This is a genomic window from Butyrivibrio sp. AE3003 (assembly GCF_000686065.1).
GTDB lineage: Bacteria > Bacillota > Clostridia > Lachnospirales > Lachnospiraceae > Butyrivibrio > Butyrivibrio hungatei_A.
Genome location: NZ_JMLX01000001.1, coordinates 1476926 through 1499389 on the forward strand (window position 1 = coordinate 1476926; position 22464 = coordinate 1499389).

Sequence of the window (22464 nt, forward strand, 5' to 3'; positions counted from 1 at the left end):
TCAAAATCGTTAAATTCGAAAAAGAAAAGAGCCTTGAAACCGCTAATTTCAAAGCTCTTTAACAAAAATTCTCTAGTGCGGAAGATGGGACTTGAACCCACACGACATAAACAGTCACAAGATCCTTAGTCTTGCTCGTCTGCCAATTCCGACACTTCCGCATTCCGTCGCCGTTTCTCTCGCGACGACTTGTTTATAATAGCAAAGTATGCGGCTTTCGTCAACACCCATTTTTTATTTTTTTCAAAATTTTTTTCTGTTATTCCAAAATGTCATTTACCGGAAGCTCACTACCCATCCGCTCAATCAACCTGATCCGTGTAAAAACCCGCAACTCCAAGCGCTTTGTACCTATCCATGTCCTTCTTATCATTGATGGTATGGACAAAAAGCGGCACTCCTGTTTCGTTGATCTCAGACACAAATCCCGCGTCGTCGACCCAGACATCCGGCATTGTAAGTGCGACAAGCTCCATATTTTTGCAGCTCTGTATTATCGCTTCGCTCTCACGCTCATCTTCATCCGCAGCGTAAAGCGTGTAAATAACATACGAAAATCCCGCATCCTGCACGACTTCATACTCTTCGTCATGATAAATCTGAATCAAAAAGCGGTTCATAAGATCCGGAATACATTTTGAGAAAGTCCCGTACACTCCCTTGATTCCGGTACCGGAAGCCTCCTTGATATCGGTAACCACATACATATCATTATGCTCTCGCATAAAATCCGCAAGCGTATAGATATCAAGCGATGTAAGTCTGTCATAAACTTTTGAATTCATGAACTCATTATGTTTCGGTGCCTTGTCAAAAGAAAATCCCAGTGCCCACGCACCATCTGCATTGTGCGCACAGACAGGATATCCGTCACTTGTGAACATGAAATCCATCTCTATCATTCTTTTGCCCGCATCATATGCATTCTGAAGTGCTTCCAGACTGTTTGTGTAAAAGAGCTCCTCTCCGCCGTCTTCAGAATAGCTTCCCGCAGCATGAATGACAAACTGCTCTTCCCTAAGCTGTTCTCTCATACCGGGAACGTCAAACGCCTCGTATACAGGCTTTCCTTTTTCATATCTTTCTTTTGACTCGGGCGAAATCTCAATATCAAACGGATTGAATCCGTCGATTGCCAATACAAACCACGCTCCGGGGGCTATATGAGGACTGCTGTCATATATCCAGGGAGTACCGTCAAAAAGATCCATTCCCGTGTTTATGCGTTCTCCCGAGCAAGCGGGAATACGACCGTCAACCTTTAAAATTCTGCAAATTGAATCAATCGCTCCGTAAACAGCTCTTCTTTTTCCACACTCCTGATAATAAAGAGCCGTAAACGCCGTTCCTTCTGTCCAGAATCCTCCTGCTGCCTCGTCAAGACAAAAAGCATATCCGTTGTCGGGCGTTTTCATCTTGCCAATATTTTTTCGAACACGTCTGTCCTTGATAACACCGTCAACCGCAAGCGCCGTCCACACCTGCGCATCAAGAACGACCTGCCCCGTGTTCGGAGTTATACCGTCAGAAGCTGTTCCGATATAGTAATATCCTTTTTTTGCATCATACATACTGTCTATGAATTTCTTTGAATTCTGCGCAGCCTCATTATATTTCTCATCGCCCGTAAGCTTATAGAGTGCATCAAAAGCAACCAGACAGTCAACGTTGTGCTCAAGAGATTTATAACTAAGCACCTGCGCCTGTGACATGTCATTTTCAGGCCATCCGTTTATACCCGCAATAAATCCGGGATTTTCGTCCGCGCAATTCTCAAGAACCCAGTCCATAAGGGAAACCGCGGTTTTGGTATAAAGATATGTATCCTCTTCTTCTCCGTACAATTTGTCATACCAAAGAAGTGCAAGGGACACCCACGCCAGATTGCCGCTACTGCTGCCGACAAGCGAAGGATCTTCGACCCACATATTCCTCTCATTGTCATAATATCCGGGAAGTCTTACACTTCCGCAGACATCTCCGACAATGTTTCCCGCAGAATAAGCATTTCTTACTCTCTGCACATCTCCCCTGTCATTGACCGCAGCATATATGAAGGCATCAAGAATAGCAGATGCAGACTCTTTATCTCCATCCGCCATAAACGCAAGCGCACACAGCGCATTGTCGTATGAATAAGCTATATCTTTTTGATTCTCCTTATCCGTGTCATAAGAAGCAAGCAAAAAACGCCCATTCTCTTCACCGGATTCTTTTGACATATCACGAAGTGCGGACCTTATCGCAGAAACAGCGAGTTCTTTTTCATTTCCGTACTTCTCTGACAACTTGACAGAATACTGGTAATAAACAGAATAAGCTATGCAAAGGACTGCCAGCAATAAGCTGGCAGCCATTACAAATATGATCGCAACAGGCGTTTTTTTTCAGTTTCTCCTTCACTCAGCCCCCACTTTTCTTCTAACCTGTCTTCTGATATCGACTATCTCACGAAAAAAGTTTTTACCTTTTGAGTTCTCAATTACTGAAGTTTCGGGTTCTTCCGGTTCCTCGTTTGCCTCTTCCAACCAGCCTTTTATTCCACTGTAATCCACGTTCTCTCTTACCTTAATGATCTTTTCAAGTGAACTTACATCCATAGGCTTATAGTAATGGTATCCCTGTGCATAGCGGCATCCGAATTTCTTTAGATATTGCTCATGCTCATCTGTCTCGACCATCTTTACAATAAGCGGAATGTCCATAACCTGTACGCAGTTTGCAACGGTATGAAGTATAACTGCTGCCTTGGTTATATGACCTTCCTCATCATTAAGAACCTTCATGTTGAATGTGATCACTTCGGGCTGCACAGCCTGAAGCATTATCATAGATGAATATCCGCTTCCGAAACCGTCAATAATAAGCGGGAATCCTGCATCTGAAATCTCCTTTATCATAGCAAGGATTTCTTTATCAACATCATTATACGTCTTATCCGAGATCTCGATCATAATGAGCCTGCGCGGAACTTTGTATTTTTCGCACAGATCTTTAAGCGTCTTTTTTACATCTATGGAAAAAAGATCCGCACGGGTTAAATTAATCGATACAGGAATACACTCATCTCCGTCTTTAATTCTTTTGCCCTGCCATGCTATAACCTTCTCCCAGATAAGTTGGTCGACGATAAGCGTAAGTCCTGATTTCTCAAGTACGGGAATGAACTCGCCCGGGCTTACAAATCCGCGTTCTCTGTGATTCCAACGAACAAGTGCCTCACCGCTTATGATCTTTCCTGTATTTATGTCACATCTTGGCTGTATAAAGAATGTAAACTCGTCGCTGTCAATACCTCTGCGGACATCCCTAAGCAGCTTTACTTCCGCATCAAGCTTCTTGTCCATTTCCGAGTTGTAGTGAACAGAACGCTCTTTTAAGTTTCCTCTGAGTCCGTCAAGTGCAAGAAGCGCTCTGTCATACATTTTTTTCTACGGCAAGAGTGGTATCACGTATCTCATACACGCTGATAAGCGGGAAAAATCCCATGAACTTCGGATCAGTCTTTACATAATCCGACAATTCGCCCTGAATCTGGTTCAAAAGAGCATCTCCATTCGGCACGATACAGATAAAGTTTCCTCCGGAGATATATCCCGGAACTCCACCGAATTTGTCAATTATATAAGCAAGCTTATCTCCAATCCTGTCAGCGTATTCTTCTCCGACGTCATGTCCGTACCAAAGATTCAGGACATGGAAGTTGTCAATCTCAACCGCGTACAGGAAAAGATGCTTATCGGTATTCTCATCAATAAAATTTCTTGCTTCTTTGAAGAAAACAGAAGCGTGGTAACATTTAAGCATATTATCAGACTCCCTTCGAACCAAAATTCCACCTTTCTTTCGCTGGAACAACTGCGGTGTCATGAAAAACGGAGCAAATGCTATCAAAAACAGCTCTGATATGCAGGCTGCCTCTGCAGCTCCAACCCGTGAAGAATACAAAAGTATATGATGTATTCTTTCAACGCAGAAAACAAATACAACAAGGACGCCTTTGTTTTTCAGGAAATACTTGTAAATGAATCTCAGTCCTTCTTTAAACGAATATACCAGCGTACTTACTGAAGTAGCGGGAAAAGCGTGTTCCTTCTTGGTTATTACGTTAAGGAAATACTTTACCGCACCTGCTCCTGCAGGAAATGTACATCCGGAGAAAGTGAAAAACATCAGAAAGCTCTCGGAAATCCTAAAGAGGTACTCTTTCTTTATTTTTCTTGAAAGTAATATTGTTCTTAGCGACGGAAGTATGATAAATACTATGCAGCAAAGAGCGTATCCGAGGAACATCAGGTCAAGCATTCCCGTAAGCGTTATGATAACTATGTAAGGTAAGAGCAATGCATTGTTTATTCTTGCAATGAAGTAGATGATCATGTAAAAAGCATCATACCATCTAGTCTTGCCCCACTCCATCGTACCGCTCAGAAACATCTCGATCAGTCCGTATGTATATCTGTATTCCTTCATGGCATCTTCTGAATATGTTCTTGAAGCATACTCGGTAAATTCAAGACCTTGAACCTGTGAGTATTTGCCGTGCCATCCTCTTGCATAAAGTCTTATTGCCAGATCGAAATCTTCGGAAACCCTGTGCTCATGCCAGTATCCAAGCTTGGCAATCGCTTCTCTTCTTATAAATACGTTATGTCCTACAAGCGGGACAAATATTCCCTTAAGAGCCATGCACGGGAAGACATTCTGATTATTGTTGTTAACCTGTCTTCCGGAAAGTCTTGCAAAGAAGTTTTCCTCCATGTTTGACGCCTTTGTAGCGCACTGAATATATGCAAGCTTATCATCTCTTGTAAATTCAGGTACTATCGCACTTATTATTTCAGGATGAAGACCGGAGTCCTTATCTATGAGAAGTATTATGGAGTTTGTATGGATATTGCCCTCTGCATGTCCACCTTCAAACTCTGCTCCCTCACAAACAAGATCTTTGATCTCATTACCTTCATCAACCCTGCGTCCTATTCTAAGAGTGTAATTAAGGTTTGAAGACTTCTTGAATATTCCCGGTCTGTTGTAAGGAGGTCTTACAACAAAGCTTACGTTGACCTTTCTGTAGTAATATACTCTTTCTATAACTCTGTATGCGTCGGAGCCAACTTCCACTCCCGCAACAGTTCCAAACTTGGAGTATTCTTCGATCTTATCCTCCAAAGATTCGATCGTACCTACATTTTTAAGCAGCACTCCTATTCCGTCATCGGAAACTATTACGTTACACTCTTTTCCTGTCTGCTTTTTATAATCTTCCGCAGCAAGTTTACTTCTGTATACAGTCTCGAATATAACGCCGTTCTCCTCCATGTATACTGGAATTGAAATCGTTACATCGGGAAGACTGTCCTTATCGTAATCAAGCCACAGAGTATTCATGTAAGCATCGTTATTTATCTTTTTCTTTCCGTTAAGTATCGAAACAACCGGCGGAAGAACGGAAAAGATAAAATCTACGGCAAATACCGTCGCATGAGTAAATGCAATAAATGACCATATATAAAACAGCCAGAAAAGAACGCTGCTCATTGCTTCTACTCTTACAAGCGCGTATTTAAGCACGATAACATGCAGCCATATGTTCAGAATAAATGAAAGAGTATACAAGCAAATGCCTACAGTCTTAAAAAAGCGCATTTCTCCCTTGTGAATAACCTTCTCTTCTTCAGAAACATTCACTTTGGAAACATTATTATATTCATCAATCGTCATTTTTCTAATCATCGCTGTACCCTAAACAGATCCGGGATATTTCCCTGTCTGTCGCCGATATTGTTATATTCCATAAAGAAATATCCATTAACATCAATCGGCGCTTCATCATACAAGTGTGCGGTTTCCTTATCATCCATATACCTCATGCCCGATCCGAGCACTGGGTACTTATCTGCTATCTGAGTCATATACTGATAATAAGCAGGCCTTGGCATATCAAGTTCTTTTAACAGCATCGGAATAACATAATTTGTGCTTACTGTTCCTATGCTGTCCGTCCATGATTTCTGCATCTCTACGTTAGACCACATAAGAAAAGGTGTGCGTCTTAAGTTATATTCCTTTATATCCGGTGACATCTCTTTGTCCATCACATCATATGCAAATGACGGGCAATGATCGCCAAGCATGCAGACAACCACCGGTCTGTCCACTTTTTTGTAATAATTTATAAGATCGTAAAAAGCCTTGTCCGAAGCCTGAATACAGGATAAAAATTCATTTAATGTATCCGTCGATGCTCCATAGTCCTTAAGTGAATGAATCACGTCCTCGCTTTCGGGATTCTGATCCCAGCCACCGTGATTCTGGATGGTCAAAAGATACATGAACTGCGGAACATTCTCGCCGCCTGCCTGTTTTGCAACGTTGGATTCATATTTTTTTATCATATTGTCATACAATGATTTATCCGTTGCATAAGCTCTGTTTGCATAATATTCAAGGTCATGAAAATCTTCCCCAAAATATACATTGTCAAAACCAAGCTCCTCATAGCCTCTGTATCTCGAATAATTGGAACCCGATTCCGAATGCATTGCCGTTGTCTCATATTCAAGCTCGTTCAGGATTGATACAACGCTGAGGCTGTTATTCATATCAAGTACGTTAAACGGGGCCATGTTATTTATAAGCTTATTCGAATTTCCTGTAAGAAGCTCATATTCAGTGGCATTTGTGCCGCCTCCGTAGTTCGGAACAACTACATAGCCTTTTTTCACATCATCCATACCTGAAATATAGGGCATGTACTCCGTATCGGTCTCAAGATCGGTCACAACACCGAAATCATAAAATGTCTCATTAAGTATAAGGATAATATCAGGCCGCTCCTGCGAATACCATGTTGAGACATTAAATGTGGGAATATCAGCCACATCATAGTTATCAGGCCTGCTTACAACGTTTCTTAAGTTTTGGAATGACTCAAGGCTGCAAAGTGCATATCCGTATGTGGGATAAACTTCCCTCCACGACCATGCCAGAATACTCTCAGGCTTTTTGGAAACAGGAGAAAGAACAACCATATCAAATATCGCAAAAGTGACTATTGAATAGATAAGTCTCTTCCACAGCCCGTCGCCCCAGACCTCTTTCTTTTTCCCATCAATAAGATACAAAGCAAGTGCAAAAAATACTCCAAAAAAGAATAATCCTATTATCTTAAAGAAAGTCTCATCAGGTGCAAGCGTAGCTCCTCTTATAACATTGAGTGCAGTTCCAAAGTTCTGAATCTCCTGGAATGTAAGAGGCATTCCGTGCAGCAAGATAACATAATGATTTATAATCGCAATGATAGAGGAAATTGTAACGGAAACAACACTACATATGACGTCATTTCCGACAAACAGATACAATATAGACAATAAAAATGCAAAAATAGAAAAATTAAGAAATAAAACACCACTAAAAAACGAAACCGGAATCGCACCTCTAAATGAAGTTACGCTTCCTGTTTCTACTATCAAAAAGCACATGTAAACAACAAGCACGGAGATCAGCAAACGAAGTATGTATCTCCAGCTCATTTTCAAAAGTCGTCTGATATCGAAAGATGCATTCCGCACCCCTCTCTTTGCAATAAGGCTTATATCTCTAGATGTCAATAGGCAATCCTCCTGATATAAACTTTAACGGCTTTCATTTATTACTTATTACTTCTTATCGGTCATTCATTTCAATAACATTAGATTATTTTTTGTATCAATATTATATTACAGACCGGGCTTGTTTTGCGATGAAAAAACGATAAAAAAATAATGCCCCAGGGATAATATTTCCCTAGGGCAACTATAAAAAAAATATCATTATTTTTATTATTCTTTTACACCACCAAGTGTAAGTCCGCTTACAAAGTACTGCTGCAAGAAAGGATAGATACAGATGATAGGAAGCATCGTAACTATAGATGCAGCTGCACGTATTGATGTAGGTGTAATGGAGCTTGTCGAGTTCTTCATCGACTGAGCCGATGTACTCTGGCTTGTTACAGAAGCAAGGAGTTTCATAAGCTCGTACTGAAGAGTTGTAAGCTTATCACTCATTCTGTTGTAAAGCATAACGTCAAACCATGAGTTCCACTGATATACAGCAACAAAAAGAGCTACAGTAGCATAAACAGGCTTACAGAGCGGTGAAATAATATTAAGGAATATAGTCGTATATCCCGCACCGTCCAGCTGTGCCGATTCCTCGAAACTGTTAGGTATACCGTTCATATATGTTCTTATGACGAGCATATTGAATGCGGATACCATTCCGGGAATTACATATACCCAGAATGAATTTGTAAGGTGAAGTCCCTTGTACAAAAGAAAAACAGGGATCATACCACCATTTACATACATTGTTACTACCCAGAACAATGAAAGGTGTTTTGCAAAAAGGAAATTCTTGCGGCTTACGATAAATGCAAGTATAGCGCAGGCAATAAGCGAAAGGGCTGTTCCCACAACAGTTCTTGCAACCGAAATATATGCACCTACAAGAAGATCATCCTTCTTAAATACTGTGATGTAGTTCTTGACACTAAATTTTCTTGGAAGAAGGTAAATACCTCCTCTAAGTGCGTCAAGACCATCGTTAAACGAAATAGCAAGTGTATTCAAAACAGGGTAAAGTGTAACTATTACAAACACTGTCATGAATATTGAGTTAAATGTATAGAAAGCAATGTCAGCTTTTGACATCTTTCTTTTCTTGTTTACTGTATTACTCATCGCGCTTCCCCCTTAGAACAGTCTTTCTTCGCCGTGTCGCTTGGCGACTTCATTACATATCAAGATCAGAACGATACTGACTGCACTCTTAAATATACCCGCAGCCGTTCCAAGTGAGTAATCCATCTGGCTGATACCCCATTTAAGAACATAGATATCGATTGTCTGGGATACCTTCTGTACAAGTCCGTTACCAAGCAGATACTGAATCTCAAATCCTGCGTTGAGGACATTACCGACATTCATGATAAGAAGAATGATGATTGTTGACTTGATTCCGGGAATTGTAACATATCTGATTTTGTCCCATCTTCCCGCGCCGTCGATAGCTGCTGCTTCATACAAAGCAGGATCGATAGCCGTTATCGCAGCCAAATATATAATTGCATTCCAACCTGTTTCCTTCCAAACATTTGCGAAGGCTACGATAGGCCAGAAATACTTTTCATGTGCAAAGAAGTTAATGGGCTGTGAAACCAAATGGAATTTGGTAAGAAGCTCATTAACAATACCTGCTCCCGAAAGAGCATCGTGAAGAATACCTGTAACAATGATCCATGAAAGGAAGTGAGGCAGATAAGAGATTGTCTGAACAACCTTTTTCTTGCGCATTCCCTTAATCTCATTTAATAAAATAGCAAATAAAATTGCCATTATAGTTGTAGCTACAAGATTGATAACACCCATTGCAAGAGTGTTTCTGATTACTCTGATATATGTTGCATCGGAAAAAAGAGCCTGAAATTTGGCAAGTCCGATCCATTTTGAATGTAAAATTCCATCCTTTGGCTTATACTGCTGGAAGCCCATAAGCCAGCCTATTAAAGGCGCATAACAGAAAAGGATACCGTATGCAAAAAAGAATAATGACCATACGATAAGAACCCACTGTCTTTTAACTTGTTTGATAAATTCATCTTTCGGCATGCCCAAAAGAGTTTTTTTTATTCTGCTGAGCCATATAACCACTCCTCGTTTTCTTCAATTTCCCCAAATTAGATAAATATAGCGGGCATTCTTTTGTGAATACCAAGAAAGCCCGCTATAATCTTAGTTTTACTTAGTTAGTATACTTAGCTGCCTCTGCAATTCTGCGCTCCAACTCAGTCTGCATCTCTGAAAGGAAGTCTTCAGGTTTGCACTTCTTGTAAGCTTCCATGTACTCAGCCCATGCGGAGTCGAAGTTATCTGCCATAACTACCTTAGGAAGGTACTCGTGCTTGCACTCATCCATAAGATTGCTTGCTGTACCGCCGGGTGTTGCTGTAGTCATAGTCTGTGAGAATGTGTACATAGGATACCAAGGTCCGGGAGGAGGTGTTGTTCCAAGCATCTCAACGTATGTCTTAACACCGTATGCCTTGAAGCAGTTCTTGAGGTTATCAGAAAGTCCGTCATAGAACTCTGTCTCCTGCTGCTCAGGCTTCATAGCATTTTTGCCATCTCTGCTTGTTCCTTCCCACTGAGGGAAATATGAATACTCACATTTGTGAGAAGCCTTATATCCTGTATCAGCATCGTTGTCTCTCATTTCCTGAGTCTTTGAATACATTCCGTCGTCGCCAACCTGATAGTCAACGTCCTTAACACCCCAGAATCTGAGATCCATGATTTCCTGACTAAGAAGGTCGTTTACAAACTGAAGTGCACCTTCAACATCCTTACAGCTTGTTGTAACGGCAAGTCCTGAACTTGTGTGTACAATTCCGCCTGAGTTGTGCCACTGGTTCTTCATACCTTCTTCGATTGTAATCGGAAGGGGAACATACTGGCAGCCCTTAGCATCAAGGCCTGCTGCCTTAAGAGCATCACCTGCTGTGTATGCGAAATCCCACCACTGGTCAATCATACCAAGTACACGACCTGTTGAAAGCTTTGCGATATACTCATCATATGTCTGTGTGAATGACTCAGGATCAACGATACCCTTCTTGTACTCTTCATTGAGCTTCTTGAAGTACTTAACAGCTGTATCTGTTGTGTTGTAGTCAACAATCTTCTTGTTATCTACGTCAACGATAACTGAACCGTCGTTCGGATATCCGTCAAGGAACTGAGGTGCATTCTCAAGACAGAAGTATCTCCAGTCCTCACAAAGAATTGTGTAAGGAATGTTTGCTGTTCCGTCATCCATTGTAGGATTTTCTGCGTAATATTTTTCGATAAGATCAAAATACTGATCCATTGTATGAATCTGAGGATAACCTGCCCACTCAAGAACTCTTGTCTGGATCCAGAAAGCCTCGTCATTGTGTGCGCAGACTCTCTCTTCACCATAGATATTAGAGAACTGAGGGATCCAATAGATGTGTCCATCACTCTGACGAAGTGAATCCCACTCCTGATCTGTGAAGAATTCTTTGATGTTAGGATATTTGTCGATATAATCATCAAGTGCAACAAGTGCGCCTGCCTCATACATCTGTACGGATCCGTCACCTGCATCTACGAAGTCAGGGTATTCACCACCCGCGATAAGAGTACCAACCGCCTCTTCTGCTGTCTGACCAGTAAGCCAAGTTTCTTTTACTTTTACGCCTGTTTTCTCGGCAATGATCTGCTGAATCTCATTATCTTCATTGATTTCAGCATGAGGAACGGAGAAAAATGCTGTGAATTCCTTTACTCCATCTTTTGAGCCGGAATTATCAGCAGATTTTCCATCTGATGAGCTTCCACCCGATCCACACCCTGACAGTGTTGCGAGAATCATGCAAGCTGCCATGAGCATGCTAACAACTTTCTTCTTCATAAAAGATATCCTCCTTATTTTTATATAAATAGTTTATAAAAAATTTATAATCAAAACATGGGAGGAAATATATATAAAAGTAGGACAAATTATTGTTCTTGTTTTCTATACTTTGCCGGGGTACATCCCTTGGCCTCAATGAACTTGTTTACAAAGTAGTCAACGTCCTTATATCCCACTTTTTCTGCGACAAGATAAATCTTATCGTCAGTTTTTTTAAGCAAAAGAGCTGCTTCATCAAGCCTGTGTCTATTGAGATAATCTTTAAAAGAGCATCCGTACTTTTTTCTGAAAAGCTGTCCAAGATACGCGCTGTTTACATAATACTTTTCGCTAAGCCCCTTCAAAGTAAGATTGCTTGAGTAATTGTTTTTTACCTCTTCCTCAACCTTGGCAAGAACACCCGTCGAGACATTTTTGCGCAGCTGGCCAAGGTAATCACCGTACTCACAGGCCATTCTGTACAGATGTGCCTTGGAGCCCCTGCGAATTCCCTGCTCATAAACATTCTCCGAAATATTTCTAAGAATTTCTTCCTGATCGACCTCACTGTCCTGCTCACCCGTAATATGAATAAGCTGGAAAAAGAGATAATTGATATTGAGGTTATATGCCTTCCCGGTGATTCCGGATTTTTTCATCTCCTCATGGAACTCGTCAACCTTCTGCTTTATCTTAACTCTCTCATTAAGTTCTATAGCGGAGATCAGCTCATCAAGCTTGTTCTTACAGAGTTGGATTCCCTTGTCTTTTATCTGATACTCTTCTTCATAGAAGTAAATGTCTTTTTTCTCCCTAAATCCCTGAAGCGAATGGAGGATGTTCACACTCGTATATGAAGTGGAAATTGATTCAATGCCCGAAACTTCTCTTCCGACAAGCATAACTATCGTAAGTCCGCTTACTCTCTTAAGGTACTTTATCATTTCTTTTAAAAAGACCTCGTCGCTCTGATCCACTTCTTTTCCGATACTGCTCGTATACAAAAAGCCGATATCATAGATATTCTCATCGCCAAAACCGTATCTCATAAGAAGATAGTTGTCATTTCCAAGATATTCAGCCGCTATGTCATAGAGCTTATCGAGGCGATTGTTCTTCTCATCATCCATAACTTCAAGCTCATCAAGCTCCGGTGCAAGCTCGATACCGACATAACACATATCGTCAGAGGCACTTATCTTAGTGCTCAGATAATCAATATCCTCGTCGCTGTGCTTTCCGCGAAGCACTCTCTTAAGGCTCTGTTCAAAATAGGCTTTTTCAAATCTTTTATTTCGATTTGTCTCTATCTCCTTATCTTCCTTGCTTGCGATCACTTTCTCAACCACGGAGATCAGGCTTTCCTTCTCAACAGGTTTTAAGATATATGCCGAACACTTATGCTTTAAAGCTTCCTGAGCATAAGAAAACTCGGCAAATCCGCTAAGTATCACAAAAGACACGTCATTGCCGGCTTCTCTTATTTTTTTCAAAAGCTCGATTCCGTCCATAACAGGCATCTTGATATCTGCGATAACAAGGTCAAATCCCTGCTCTTCGATCATTTCATAGGCAGTCTTTCCATCCTGCGCGGTATAAACTTCAAAGCCGTAGTCTTCCCAATCAATAAGGACTTTCAGTCCCTGCAAAATAAACGGCTCATCATCAACAAGTAGTACCTTGAACACCTTAAACTCCCTTCTTCAAACATTCCTCAGGAATAACTATCGTTACTATAGTTCCGATTCCTTCTTCCGAATCAATACCAAAAAGAACTTTATCATCAGTGACCATTTTCAGCCGGATGCACGCATTTATTACGCCGACACGGCCTTTTTTCTCAAGCATTGAAATATCCGCTTCCCGCATGGACGTAAGGAGCTTCTCCACCGCTTCTGCGCTCATTCCGTTTCCGGTATCTTCTATTTCAATGACCATATCATTATCTTTTTCATGAACTCTTATGAATATCCAGCCGTTCGAAGCCTTGCTCTCAATTCCGTGAATACAAGCATTTTCTACAAAAGTAACGAGAGTAAGCTTCGGTACAAGATTCTTTTTACAGGATGGTTCTATATCGATCGAATACGAAAGTCTGTCGCCGAATCTGTACTTTTGAAGTTCCAGATAGTTATTAACAAAATCCGCCTCATTCTCAATCGTGGTGTTGTCCTCTTCCCACTCTGTATACTGCCTCTGGAGCTTTGCGAGTCTCTCAACCATGTAGGCGGTTTCCGATTCTTTTTTTATAATGCAGTGCATCCTTATGCTCTCAAGCGCATTGAAAAGAAAGTGCGGATTGATCTGACTGTGAAGCGCAAGTAATTCCGCATGCTGCCTCGTCATTATCATCGTCTGCTCTCTCAGCGTGTAACCGTAAGCAATCCTGTTTATGCGGATAAGCAGAAGAACAGGGAAAAGAATATTAAGCGCGGCAAGGAGAAGCAGGTAGATTCCCCAGCTTTCCCACCAGTTATTGATTTCCGAATTATTGTCAACAACATGGATCTTAAGGAGCTGGTTATAAATCTGCATATCCATGGTGTATCCTATACTTTCAAGCTGTGACACATAGCTGTAGGGCTTTGCCACACTCATGTCTTTACCGTTTGTCAAAAGGATCTTTTCGTTGTCGCACAGATACGCATCAAGATCATAATTCATATTAACGAGAGCCCGACTGAATTTGCCGTAATCGATATCAATAAGAAGAACATTTTCGGAGCCGTAATCGTAGAAATCCAGCACCTTGAAATAGAAAATTTTTCTCGTATTCGAGTCCAAACCTACCTGTTTGGTATTATAGTCAAAAAAGAGTCCGGACTTAAGCCCTTTCTCCTTCATAAATTTATACCATGGCTCATCATATGCACATTCAATCCTCTGGAACTGAGATCCGTTCACAACAGATTTATTGTCAATGAACAGCTTGTATGACACATCATTCTGTGAAGCCACGACATCAATAAGAGTATCATTAAAGAAATCTCTGTACCGCATGTAGTAATCAAGCGGTGAATCAAATTCTGTTTTCATGAAGTCATAAATATACTTACTTGTATATATACTGTTCGCAACCTTCACGGCATTTTCAAATTCCGCAGCACAAGCGTATTTTACGGCGCTCGCCACATTCTCCATCTCGTGATAGCGTTTGGTCTGCTCAGCACGCAGAATTCCCCCTATAACGACGGCATCCAAGATTGCAAGTGGAATTATTGTAAAAACCAGATACAAGATTATCAGTTTCTTCTTCATAATTGTTATTTTATCATAACCCGGGATTATTATTGTATATTAAATGTTTTTTGCTATAATGTACTATGAAATTTGGGTTAACTATTGAATTGAGGAGCAGAATTATGGAAAAGAGATTTAGGGATTTTTTAAGACATTTAGACAAACTCGACTGGGACGTACTCTCAGATGAAGAGCTCAGAGATGAGCGCGAAGGAATTGAGCTTTATATAAATGTAATGAATCAGGAAATGCTTAAATGCGTTGTAATTTTTTCTGCACTGCTGATATGTTCCAGCATACTTCTCAGTGCTTGCTTCATCAGTAAATCTCAGCTTTGCTTTTTATTTGCAGTAGCTTTTGGCGTTGTCGCCGCTCTTTTTGGAAAAGAGTATTTCAAAAACCGCGATACTATGAATCGGCTTTATTCATTCGCCGACAAAATCGCACAACTTTTCTAAAAAAAAAATCTTTCTTTGCGCCTTTGTTGTGTCGAGCTGCGATCATCTGATAATTTATCTCTTGACAGAGCATCGAAAAGTGGGTATTATTAACTACGTTGTTTGCAGGAGTGGCGGAATGGCAGACGCGCATGGTTCAGGTCCATGTGTTGGCAACAACATGAGGGTTCAAGTCCCTTCTCCTGCATTGGATTTCATCCAATGCAATGTGAGTAAGTTGATAGCCCTTCTAGGGCACATATATGCGGAAGTGTCGGAATTGGCAGACGAGCAAGACTAAGGATCTTGTGACTGTTTATGTCGTGTGGGTTCAAGTCCCATCTTCCGCACGAACAAAAAGAATCGGTTCATTGAACCGGTTCTTTTTTTGTTTGTACGGAAGAGGACTCTCACCCAGCAGCTTCGCTGCATGGGTTCTGGGATTCTCACTAAGCTAGCTTAAGGAAGTTCTGCTCTCGCTTTGCTCGCCAGAACACGCGACTACTAAACTCGGTAAAACCTCGTTAAGTAGTCACAGCCGCCAAGTGCTCTGCTCAAAGTCCCATTGGCTCCCCGGTAATGTAAATAATTGTTTCTTTAATGTCAGCTGCTTCAAGAGGGTACATCTTGAAATACAACAAATCAAAATGATTTATAATTCACATTTCTCAAATCTTTTCTTTAGCTTCAAGTCTCACATATGCAATCATAAGCCCTATAACAAGAGCTACAACTCCAATAATCATTACAAAGAAAAGTGGAGAATTTTGTTTTAAAAACAAGAATGGTATGCCTATAACTTCAAGTGCTATTGCAAAAACAAGCCATAGGACAGAAACTGCCTTATTATATTTTTTTATATCTTTAACCACCGGTGGCTTTACAAAAGTAAAAAATCCTACTGCTTCTTCAGCTCTATAAGTAGAAATGGCAATCACAACAAAAGCTAGTGCTACAATGCTCCAGATAACGAATCCAATAACCATCTCAGCTCCTCCTTTTCATTCATATGAGTAATAAGTCCCTCTACGTAAATAATACTACTTTGTAAAAATTAATTACAAGTTTTTTTGACTTATATTTTTATACTTGTATAGTCTAAAAAATATAAGTCAATCTGATTACCACTTCATAAATCTACAATACCCTTTATTATCTCAATATTGAATTCATCATTTATCTGCGCTTCTTTTCCTACATCGATCCCCTCTTGGTCAGGCGCACATTCGCCACAGATATCGACTCCAATGACTTCTCTACTATTAAATAGGTCTTTTATGAACGTGATGAGTTCCTCCTTAGTCATCTCGCCCTGATCCCAGTTTGTCACAAGCTCTTCTCTTCTGACAACGTCTTTATCAACAGATAAGAATACAGGGCATTGAGTTTCGGGAAGTTTATCTCTCACATCCGAAACATCATAGAATTTAACGCGTTTTGCATCATCTTTATCAAGCTTATCTATGAGTTCTCTGTCAGCACCTATCACATGAACATCTCTGACATAAGGGTTATTCTCAATTACCTTCATAACCCATCCGCCGCATGACAATATGTCGCCAAACATAGGCGGCTGCATATCGGGATGGTGATCGAGAACCACAAGAGAAAAAGGCTCTTTTATCATTTCCGTGATTATCGCGGACATATAGTGGTAATTTCCCGAATCAATAAAGTGGATTCCTTTGGCAAAAGCAGCAAGTCTTTTGTTTTCATCCGCATCTTTCGTCATTTCAAAAGCTTTTTCGCTTATTCTCTTTTTTATCTGTGCAATTGCCTCATCATCGCACATGCAATTCGTTCCCGGAATATCTCTGCAATTTATAATACAAAAAGGAGAGCTTTTATCGTTTTGATAAAAGCTCTCTTCATTATATATTCCAGAAAAATCAAATAGTGTAATGTAATCATTCATACTGTAAATATTCATCCTCATCTGGAAAGATCTGTTAAATGTATTATCGCATCGCTTCCTACCAAGCGATCTCCATGCTCTCTGACATACATCGCTTCCGTCGCGTTAACCACGAGCATATTTGAATACTCGACTCCTGCTCTTCTGAGATCGTATATAACACTCTCGTCCGATGACAATAGTCCCAATATCATGTAGTAGCCCTCTTCAAGTTTATATAAAGAAGAATCTACTATAGGAAGTTTCTGAACCACTTTTGAAAAACGTTTAGCCTCATCAAAAGTATCAAATTCAACCATGTACTCCGCATATTCTGAAAGTGGCTGATAGCTGGCCTCAGGAGTTTTTGTTGTTTCCTCCGGAAGAGTATAGAACTTATCTCTGCCGTAAATCCTGTTTATCGCCTCGCTGACGTTTGTTATAACTTCGTTTAATGCAATACCTTTATCTCTGCCATTCTTTGACTTGATCTCATCAACCTTTTCCTGAGTAAGAATTCTGAGAACCGTCTCTGCTGCTCCTTTAATACGATCAGATGCTGTCTGTATATCTTCGTTGCTCATCTTAACCGCAAAAATTCTGATACTGCCATCCATCATCATGTTTTTGCTCATCATCATGACCTCAGTCTCTGGATCGTATCCAAGCTGCTGTCCCACTTCTTTATTAAGCTTAGCAAAAAAAGATGATGTATTTTCCGCACCGTTAATAACTGCTTCGGGAGTAAGTCCGATTTCATGAAGCTCTGATGCGGCAATGCTACATTCTACAGTTGTATCATTCATTTTTACTATGATCATCACGCATCAACTCCTCTCCATGGATTCTTTGTACTGTCATTATATAATGTAACATTAGCACTGTCCACAATAGAGTGCTAAAAACTTTATTAACTCTATAAAATATAAGTTTCTTTATTGTGATATATCTTCTATATCGGATTGATGCGTATATAAATGTAGATGCTTTATATTTGTTTTATTTACGTTTCCTAATATGTTTACTTTCTTCAGCAGCCTTTATGACATCGGGAACTTCTCCGACCTGCGATGCTTCTCCTGTAGACTCGCAGCGGATAGTCACTCTGTTTGCTCCACCGATGGTACATGTGAAAAGAGTAAGATCCCAGTCTCCCGACTCCATCTTTTCAGTATCATACGCTCCCAAAGTTTCCATATTAGAAACCTGGAAATAAAAGCTTCTGCCATTCATATCGGTAACAATAACTTTGTCACCTGTTTTCAGTTCTTTAAGTTTGCCGAAATGCTCAATATAATTGTGTCCTGCGACAATAAGATTGTTCTCATATACAGATCCCATGTATCTACATACAGAAACCTTTGCATTGTCATTGCTCCACTCATTCTGAATCGGAAGCAAAAGTCCCTTACATGGTATTTCTACCGTTCCTATAAAACTTCTTCCGTCAACATCTACAATCGGCATGTCTCCGGATAACTCAGGTTCAATAACCCTTCCCGGCATCTGTTCGATAACACCGGTCAGAAGGCTATCAGATGCTGCTCCGGCTTCTGCGTTTTCATCAAAATTGTTCTTAACTATCAGTGCAGCGATAAAAATAAGCACTGCACCAAAAAACATATAGAGATAACCTGGAATCTTTTTCAATTTATTGCCCCTCACATTTTTTATATAGTATTACCCCATGAGTTTTATCCCATGGGGTATATACGTGTATTAAATATTTCTGTTCCTTCTGATTCCCTTTACTATAAGTGCAACACCTACAATAATAAGTATGGGAAGAGGCCACCACAACTGACCTGTCTGTGGAAGTCTTCTTGCACCCAATACTGCAGGAAGCTCGCTGAGCTTTCTTACTGCACCGAGAACATCAGGGAACTCTGTAGCACCGCCGTCTCCGTGGCCGCCGTTATCCTCTTCATGGTGTTCATTACCACCCGGAGGAGGACCTGCTGGAGGAGTATACGTATTTGTAATCGTATAGATCTCTGATGCTGTATTTTCGTCATATGTCTTTGACTCGGAAATTGAAGCCGAATATCCCGAATCTGAAGGTAATACTTCTTCAAAAGTCCATGTATTACCGGGCTTCTCTTTCCAAGAATATGTCCAATTATTTGAATCATTCAAATTAACTGTCTGATAAAGTTCGTTGTTCTTAATAACCTTCACATCAATGGAAGAAGGACGCTTATCTGTATATCCTTCATCATTCCATCTCTTATGAAGCTCAAGATCAACCATTCTGTCGAACTTCTCGCACTTTGTGCCCGCCTGTGCATCATATACCCAGTTGTCATTGTCGTCAAGCTGTGGTACCGATACCAGGAACGGTGCGAAAACATATGTATTTTCAGTTTCCTGATAGTTATCGGCACTTACAAGATAAATACCAAGCTCAAGACCGCTGAACTTAACCTGACCATTTGCTGAAACAGCTGTCTGATCCGGCTGATGCTCGCTTACAGCATACTGTAAAACATCATCTAAGATCTGTTTCCACTCCTGCTGTGCTTTGGCTTCATCTGTAATACCGCTCAAATCCTTTATTGAGGATCTGTCGATATATCCCGCATCAAGCTCAAATGAACCTCCCTCGGTAGCACTTGCGATCTTGTAGATGCGTGAATTAACACCGTCAAACATCTTGTCTGCGCCAAAATTATATGTCACACTAAGCGAACCTTTCTTTGATGTATCAATGGTTCCTCTGGCATTTACCGCCACAGCTGATTGCCCAAAAACCATCAAAGCAGCCATAAGTGTAACTACTGTTCGGCTAATTACTTTTCTTACCTTAATCATAAAACAAATACCTCGTAGAGCAATTACCCTTGCTTTGCTCCCTTTACCCTTTTAGGCTTTGACGTCCTAATAAGATATACTATAAAAGCTATTAAAAGAATCGGTGCCCCGATGAACGGTGCCACTACCATGGTGTTGTACCTTAAGGCATCTGCCGGTACTATAAGTTTTGATTCCTCGCTATAATCAACACGCTTACCTCTTACAAGCATCCTGTGAGTATTAACTCCGTAAGGAGTACAAGTAACAAGCGTGACGAATTCTTCATTATCGACTATTGCAAGATCATTGGTCTCCTCCGGAAGAACAATGTTTATCTTATCAATCTGATACGCAAAAGTCTGGTCTAAAATATGAAGTAAAAACGTATCCCCGACAATCATTTGATCGAGGTCAGAAAAAAGCTTAGAGGACGGAAGTCCTCGGTGTCCCGAAAGGACTGCGTGTGTACTTTTAGTTCCGGTGGGAAACGATGTTCCCTCCAAATGTCCTATACCAACCTGTAAAACCGATTCGTCGGTCCCATGATAAATTGGAAGGTTGACCCCTATATTCTCAATTTCAATATATCCGATTATTCCTGTTCCGGATACATTAAGAATTTTATTGTACTCTTCCCTTTCTTCATCAGAAAGATCGAAATTTAGAGCTTTTTTAGCAAGTTCTTCATTATACGCCTTTGCTTCGCTCCACATCTTTGAATAATCTTCTTCGGAAATGTTATTAACCATTTCCTCGTAGTTAGAAATTGCTCTGCTCTGATTTCGCGAATTGATATAATTACTTACTGAAGGATATAAAAATATACACAGTCCGGCGATAAATATCAATCCAAATATTATGTTGGGTATTTTTTTCTTTAGGTTCTTCTTCATCTAAGCAATTCTTATCTTTTCACCATATCGGTTTATTTTCAAAGAATCTTTAGGATTATGAATATATATATTCTTCAGGGGAAGTAATCTTCCCCCGAAGAATACTGTTATCCAACTAATTCAACAAGATTCAAAACAATTAAACTTTTTCATCCCTTGTATATTATATTATTCAGCGTCAGCTTTTCTGCGAACGATGAAGTATGCAATACCTGCTACAACAAGAATTCCACCGATGATGTAGAAGATTGTTGTACCGATACCACCTGTGTGAGGGAGTGTAATACCTGTTCCGTCCTCAACCGTTGCAGTCTGAACTGCTCCTGTATTGGAAGAAGTTGCTACTGTTACCTGCTGTGCATGCTTATGATTACCTACAGTGCTCTCAAGAAGATTGTAACCCTGAGGAGCCTGTGTCTCTTCAAGAATATAATTCTCTGCATTAAGACCTAAGATTGTAAGAGGCGCTTCAGCAACAGTTACGATTGCATCAACCGATCCATCGGGATCTACCTTGTACTCAGTATCTGAAACCTTTGTGAACTTAAGCTGTGTATCACCGCTCTCTCTGTATACCTTAAATTCTGCTCCGGGAAGAACCTTTCCTGACGCATCACCTCTAGCGATCTTCTTGATCTGAAGAGGATATGTCATTGTCTTTGTTGTAACATGAGTTGTCTCTGTTCCGTTACCATAGATGAGGAAAGCTTCGTTGATGTTTTCCTCAGATGCGATAACCGCATCCTTGTTAACTACTGCCTGATATGTAACAGTTGCAGTTGTATCAGACTTAGGTTCACCCTCAAATGTAATCTTGAATCCCTTATTTCCGTTCTCGTCAACATAAGCATTGTCGATGCTGAAACCAAGAGAACTGTCTGAGAAAGAAACATTGCTGTCCTGTACATCTACAAGTGTAAGTCCGGGTGTCAATGTATCAACGATGGCATAGTTCTCACCGCCAATCTTAAGATCTGCTTCAACAGTGAACTCTACTGTATCACCGATCTGTGCATCATTTCCTGTCTTATCACCGTAAACTGTTGACTCATTTGTAGCAGTATTAACATGCTTTCTGATTTCAGGAACGCTGTTCTTCTCCTGAATACCTGCGTTAGGAGTTGTTGTATCAACTGCTACGGCACTACCAAGTGATGAATCTACTACATAGTAACCATATTCACTAACTTGAATTGTAGCTACGCCATCTTCTGAAGCTATTGTTGAACCGTCATTTGAGATTCCGTTAGCCTTTGCGTAAGCAAGTACAGCCTTACCAAAAACCTTAGCCTGTTCTGCTGAAGTAAGTCCTGATGTATCAAGGATATCATTATCACCAACCGTGAAGAATGAACTCATTGCTACACTGTTTCCATCATCACTGTATGTGTATGAAGGAAGACCTGAAAACTTAGCTGCAAGCTTGTAAATACCACCTGCATCGGCATTTGCTTCATCAGCAGGTACAAAGTCAAATACGCGGTAAGCGTCATATGTCTGTCCTGCTATTGCATTAGTAATTGTAATTGTTCCGGCAGCCGCATAGGCTGTGATTGCCATTCCAAGTACCATCGCGGATACAAGGAATCCTACTATCAGTTTCTTGATTCTATTCATCTTCTTCTCCTTCTTTGAATCTTGTGTCAGTTTATTTTTTTATAATGTCGTTCAATAATATATCCGATGCAAATGAGCATCTGTTTTAAAGCATTTCTGCTCTAAATCCATATTGCTGAAAATCTAGTCT

General features: G+C 40.5%; 17 protein-coding genes and 3 tRNA genes. 3 read left to right on the plus strand and 17 right to left on the minus strand.

Going from position 1 to position 22464, the window contains the following annotated elements; genetic code table 11:
• Window positions 1–76: 76 nt before the first annotated feature.
• The 10 genes from CD00_RS0107095 to CD00_RS0107140 all read right to left on the minus strand — a co-directional run bounded on the left by CD00_RS0107095 (window position 77) and on the right by CD00_RS0107140 (window position 14718).
• A tRNA-Leu gene (locus tag CD00_RS0107095) sits at window positions 77–161 on the minus strand.
• Window positions 162–302: 141 nt separating this feature from the next.
• Window positions 303–2357: a glycerophosphodiester phosphodiesterase family protein gene (locus CD00_RS0107100; protein ID WP_026655332.1), complete on the minus strand. Its 2055-nt coding sequence runs from the start codon at window positions 2355–2357 to the stop codon at window positions 303–305.
• Window positions 2358–2399: 42 nt separating this feature from the next.
• On the minus strand, window positions 2400–3425 hold the full coding sequence (locus CD00_RS0107105; protein WP_026655333.1) for an EAL domain-containing protein: 1026 nt from the start codon (window positions 3423–3425) through the stop codon (window positions 2400–2402).
• Window positions 3418–5736, minus strand: a complete 2319-nt coding sequence (locus CD00_RS0107110) for a glycosyltransferase family 2 protein (protein ID WP_026655335.1) — start codon at window positions 5734–5736, stop codon at window positions 3418–3420. Before CD00_RS0107110 ends, CD00_RS0107105 begins: the two co-directional genes overlap by 8 nt.
• Window positions 5733–7613, minus strand: coding sequence for an LTA synthase family protein (locus CD00_RS0107115; protein WP_026655336.1), 1881 nt, complete (start codon window positions 7611–7613; stop codon window positions 5733–5735). Before CD00_RS0107115 ends, CD00_RS0107110 begins: the two co-directional genes overlap by 4 nt.
• A 210-nt stretch (window positions 7614–7823) precedes the next feature.
• Window positions 7824–8696, minus strand: a complete 873-nt coding sequence (locus tag CD00_RS0107120) for a carbohydrate ABC transporter permease (RefSeq protein ID WP_051198972.1) — start codon at window positions 8694–8696, stop codon at window positions 7824–7826.
• A gap of 42 nt (window positions 8697–8738) precedes the next feature.
• Entirely contained in the window at window positions 8739–9653 is a 915-nt protein-coding gene (locus tag CD00_RS0107125; RefSeq protein ID WP_051594282.1) for an ABC transporter permease, read from the minus strand.
• 133 nt (window positions 9654–9786) lie between these two features.
• Window positions 9787–11478: an extracellular solute-binding protein gene (locus tag CD00_RS0107130; RefSeq protein ID WP_026655339.1), complete on the minus strand. Its 1692-nt coding sequence runs from the start codon at window positions 11476–11478 to the stop codon at window positions 9787–9789.
• A gap of 89 nt (window positions 11479–11567) precedes the next feature.
• Entirely contained in the window at window positions 11568–13148 is a 1581-nt protein-coding gene (locus CD00_RS0107135) for a response regulator transcription factor (RefSeq protein WP_026655340.1), read from the minus strand.
• Between the two features lies 1 nt (window position 13149).
• Window positions 13150–14718 carry a sensor histidine kinase gene (locus CD00_RS0107140; RefSeq protein ID WP_051594113.1) on the minus strand — a complete coding sequence of 523 codons (1569 nt, stop codon included), beginning with the start codon at window positions 14716–14718 and terminating at the stop codon, window positions 13150–13152.
• A 104-nt stretch (window positions 14719–14822) separates the two neighbouring features.
• Here CD00_RS0107140 and CD00_RS0107145 point away from each other — a divergent pair, with 104 nt between their 5' ends.
• From CD00_RS0107145 to CD00_RS0107155, 3 genes are all read left to right on the plus strand, one after another.
• On the plus strand, window positions 14823–15158 hold the full coding sequence (locus CD00_RS0107145; protein WP_026655343.1) for a hypothetical protein: 336 nt from the start codon (window positions 14823–14825) through the stop codon (window positions 15156–15158).
• Between the two features lie 104 nt (window positions 15159–15262).
• Window positions 15263–15345, plus strand: a tRNA-Leu gene (locus CD00_RS0107150).
• A gap of 57 nt (window positions 15346–15402) precedes the next feature.
• Window positions 15403–15487: transfer RNA gene (locus CD00_RS0107155), tRNA-Leu, on the plus strand.
• A 318-nt stretch (window positions 15488–15805) separates the two neighbouring features.
• Here CD00_RS0107155 and CD00_RS0107160 read toward each other — a convergent pair.
• The 7 genes from CD00_RS0107160 to CD00_RS0107190 form a co-directional block, all read right to left on the minus strand.
• Window positions 15806–16123 carry a hypothetical protein gene (locus CD00_RS0107160; RefSeq protein ID WP_026655344.1) on the minus strand — a complete coding sequence of 106 codons (318 nt, stop codon included), beginning with the start codon at window positions 16121–16123 and terminating at the stop codon, window positions 15806–15808.
• Between the two features lie 143 nt (window positions 16124–16266).
• Window positions 16267–17052 carry an arginase family protein gene (locus CD00_RS17560; protein ID WP_185750406.1) on the minus strand — a complete coding sequence of 262 codons (786 nt, stop codon included), beginning with the start codon at window positions 17050–17052 and terminating at the stop codon, window positions 16267–16269.
• Between the two features lie 17 nt (window positions 17053–17069).
• Window positions 17070–17852 carry an adaptor protein MecA gene (locus CD00_RS0107170; protein WP_026655346.1) on the minus strand — a complete coding sequence of 261 codons (783 nt, stop codon included), beginning with the start codon at window positions 17850–17852 and terminating at the stop codon, window positions 17070–17072.
• 178 nt (window positions 17853–18030) lie between these two features.
• Entirely contained in the window at window positions 18031–18681 is a 651-nt protein-coding gene (locus tag CD00_RS19235; protein ID WP_051198914.1) for a sortase, read from the minus strand.
• A gap of 69 nt (window positions 18682–18750) precedes the next feature.
• The gene (locus tag CD00_RS0107180) at window positions 18751–19842 is read right to left on the minus strand and encodes a Cna B-type domain-containing protein (RefSeq protein ID WP_026655347.1); all 1092 of its coding nucleotides are present in this window, start codon (window positions 19840–19842) and stop codon (window positions 18751–18753) included.
• A 23-nt stretch (window positions 19843–19865) separates the two neighbouring features.
• A complete protein-coding gene (locus tag CD00_RS0107185) occupies window positions 19866–20717 on the minus strand; it encodes a class C sortase (RefSeq protein WP_026655348.1) in 852 nt (283 codons plus the stop codon).
• A gap of 168 nt (window positions 20718–20885) precedes the next feature.
• The gene (locus CD00_RS0107190; protein WP_026655350.1) at window positions 20886–22334 is read right to left on the minus strand and encodes a SpaH/EbpB family LPXTG-anchored major pilin; all 1449 of its coding nucleotides are present in this window, start codon (window positions 22332–22334) and stop codon (window positions 20886–20888) included.
• Window positions 22335–22464: the final 130 nt, after the last annotated feature.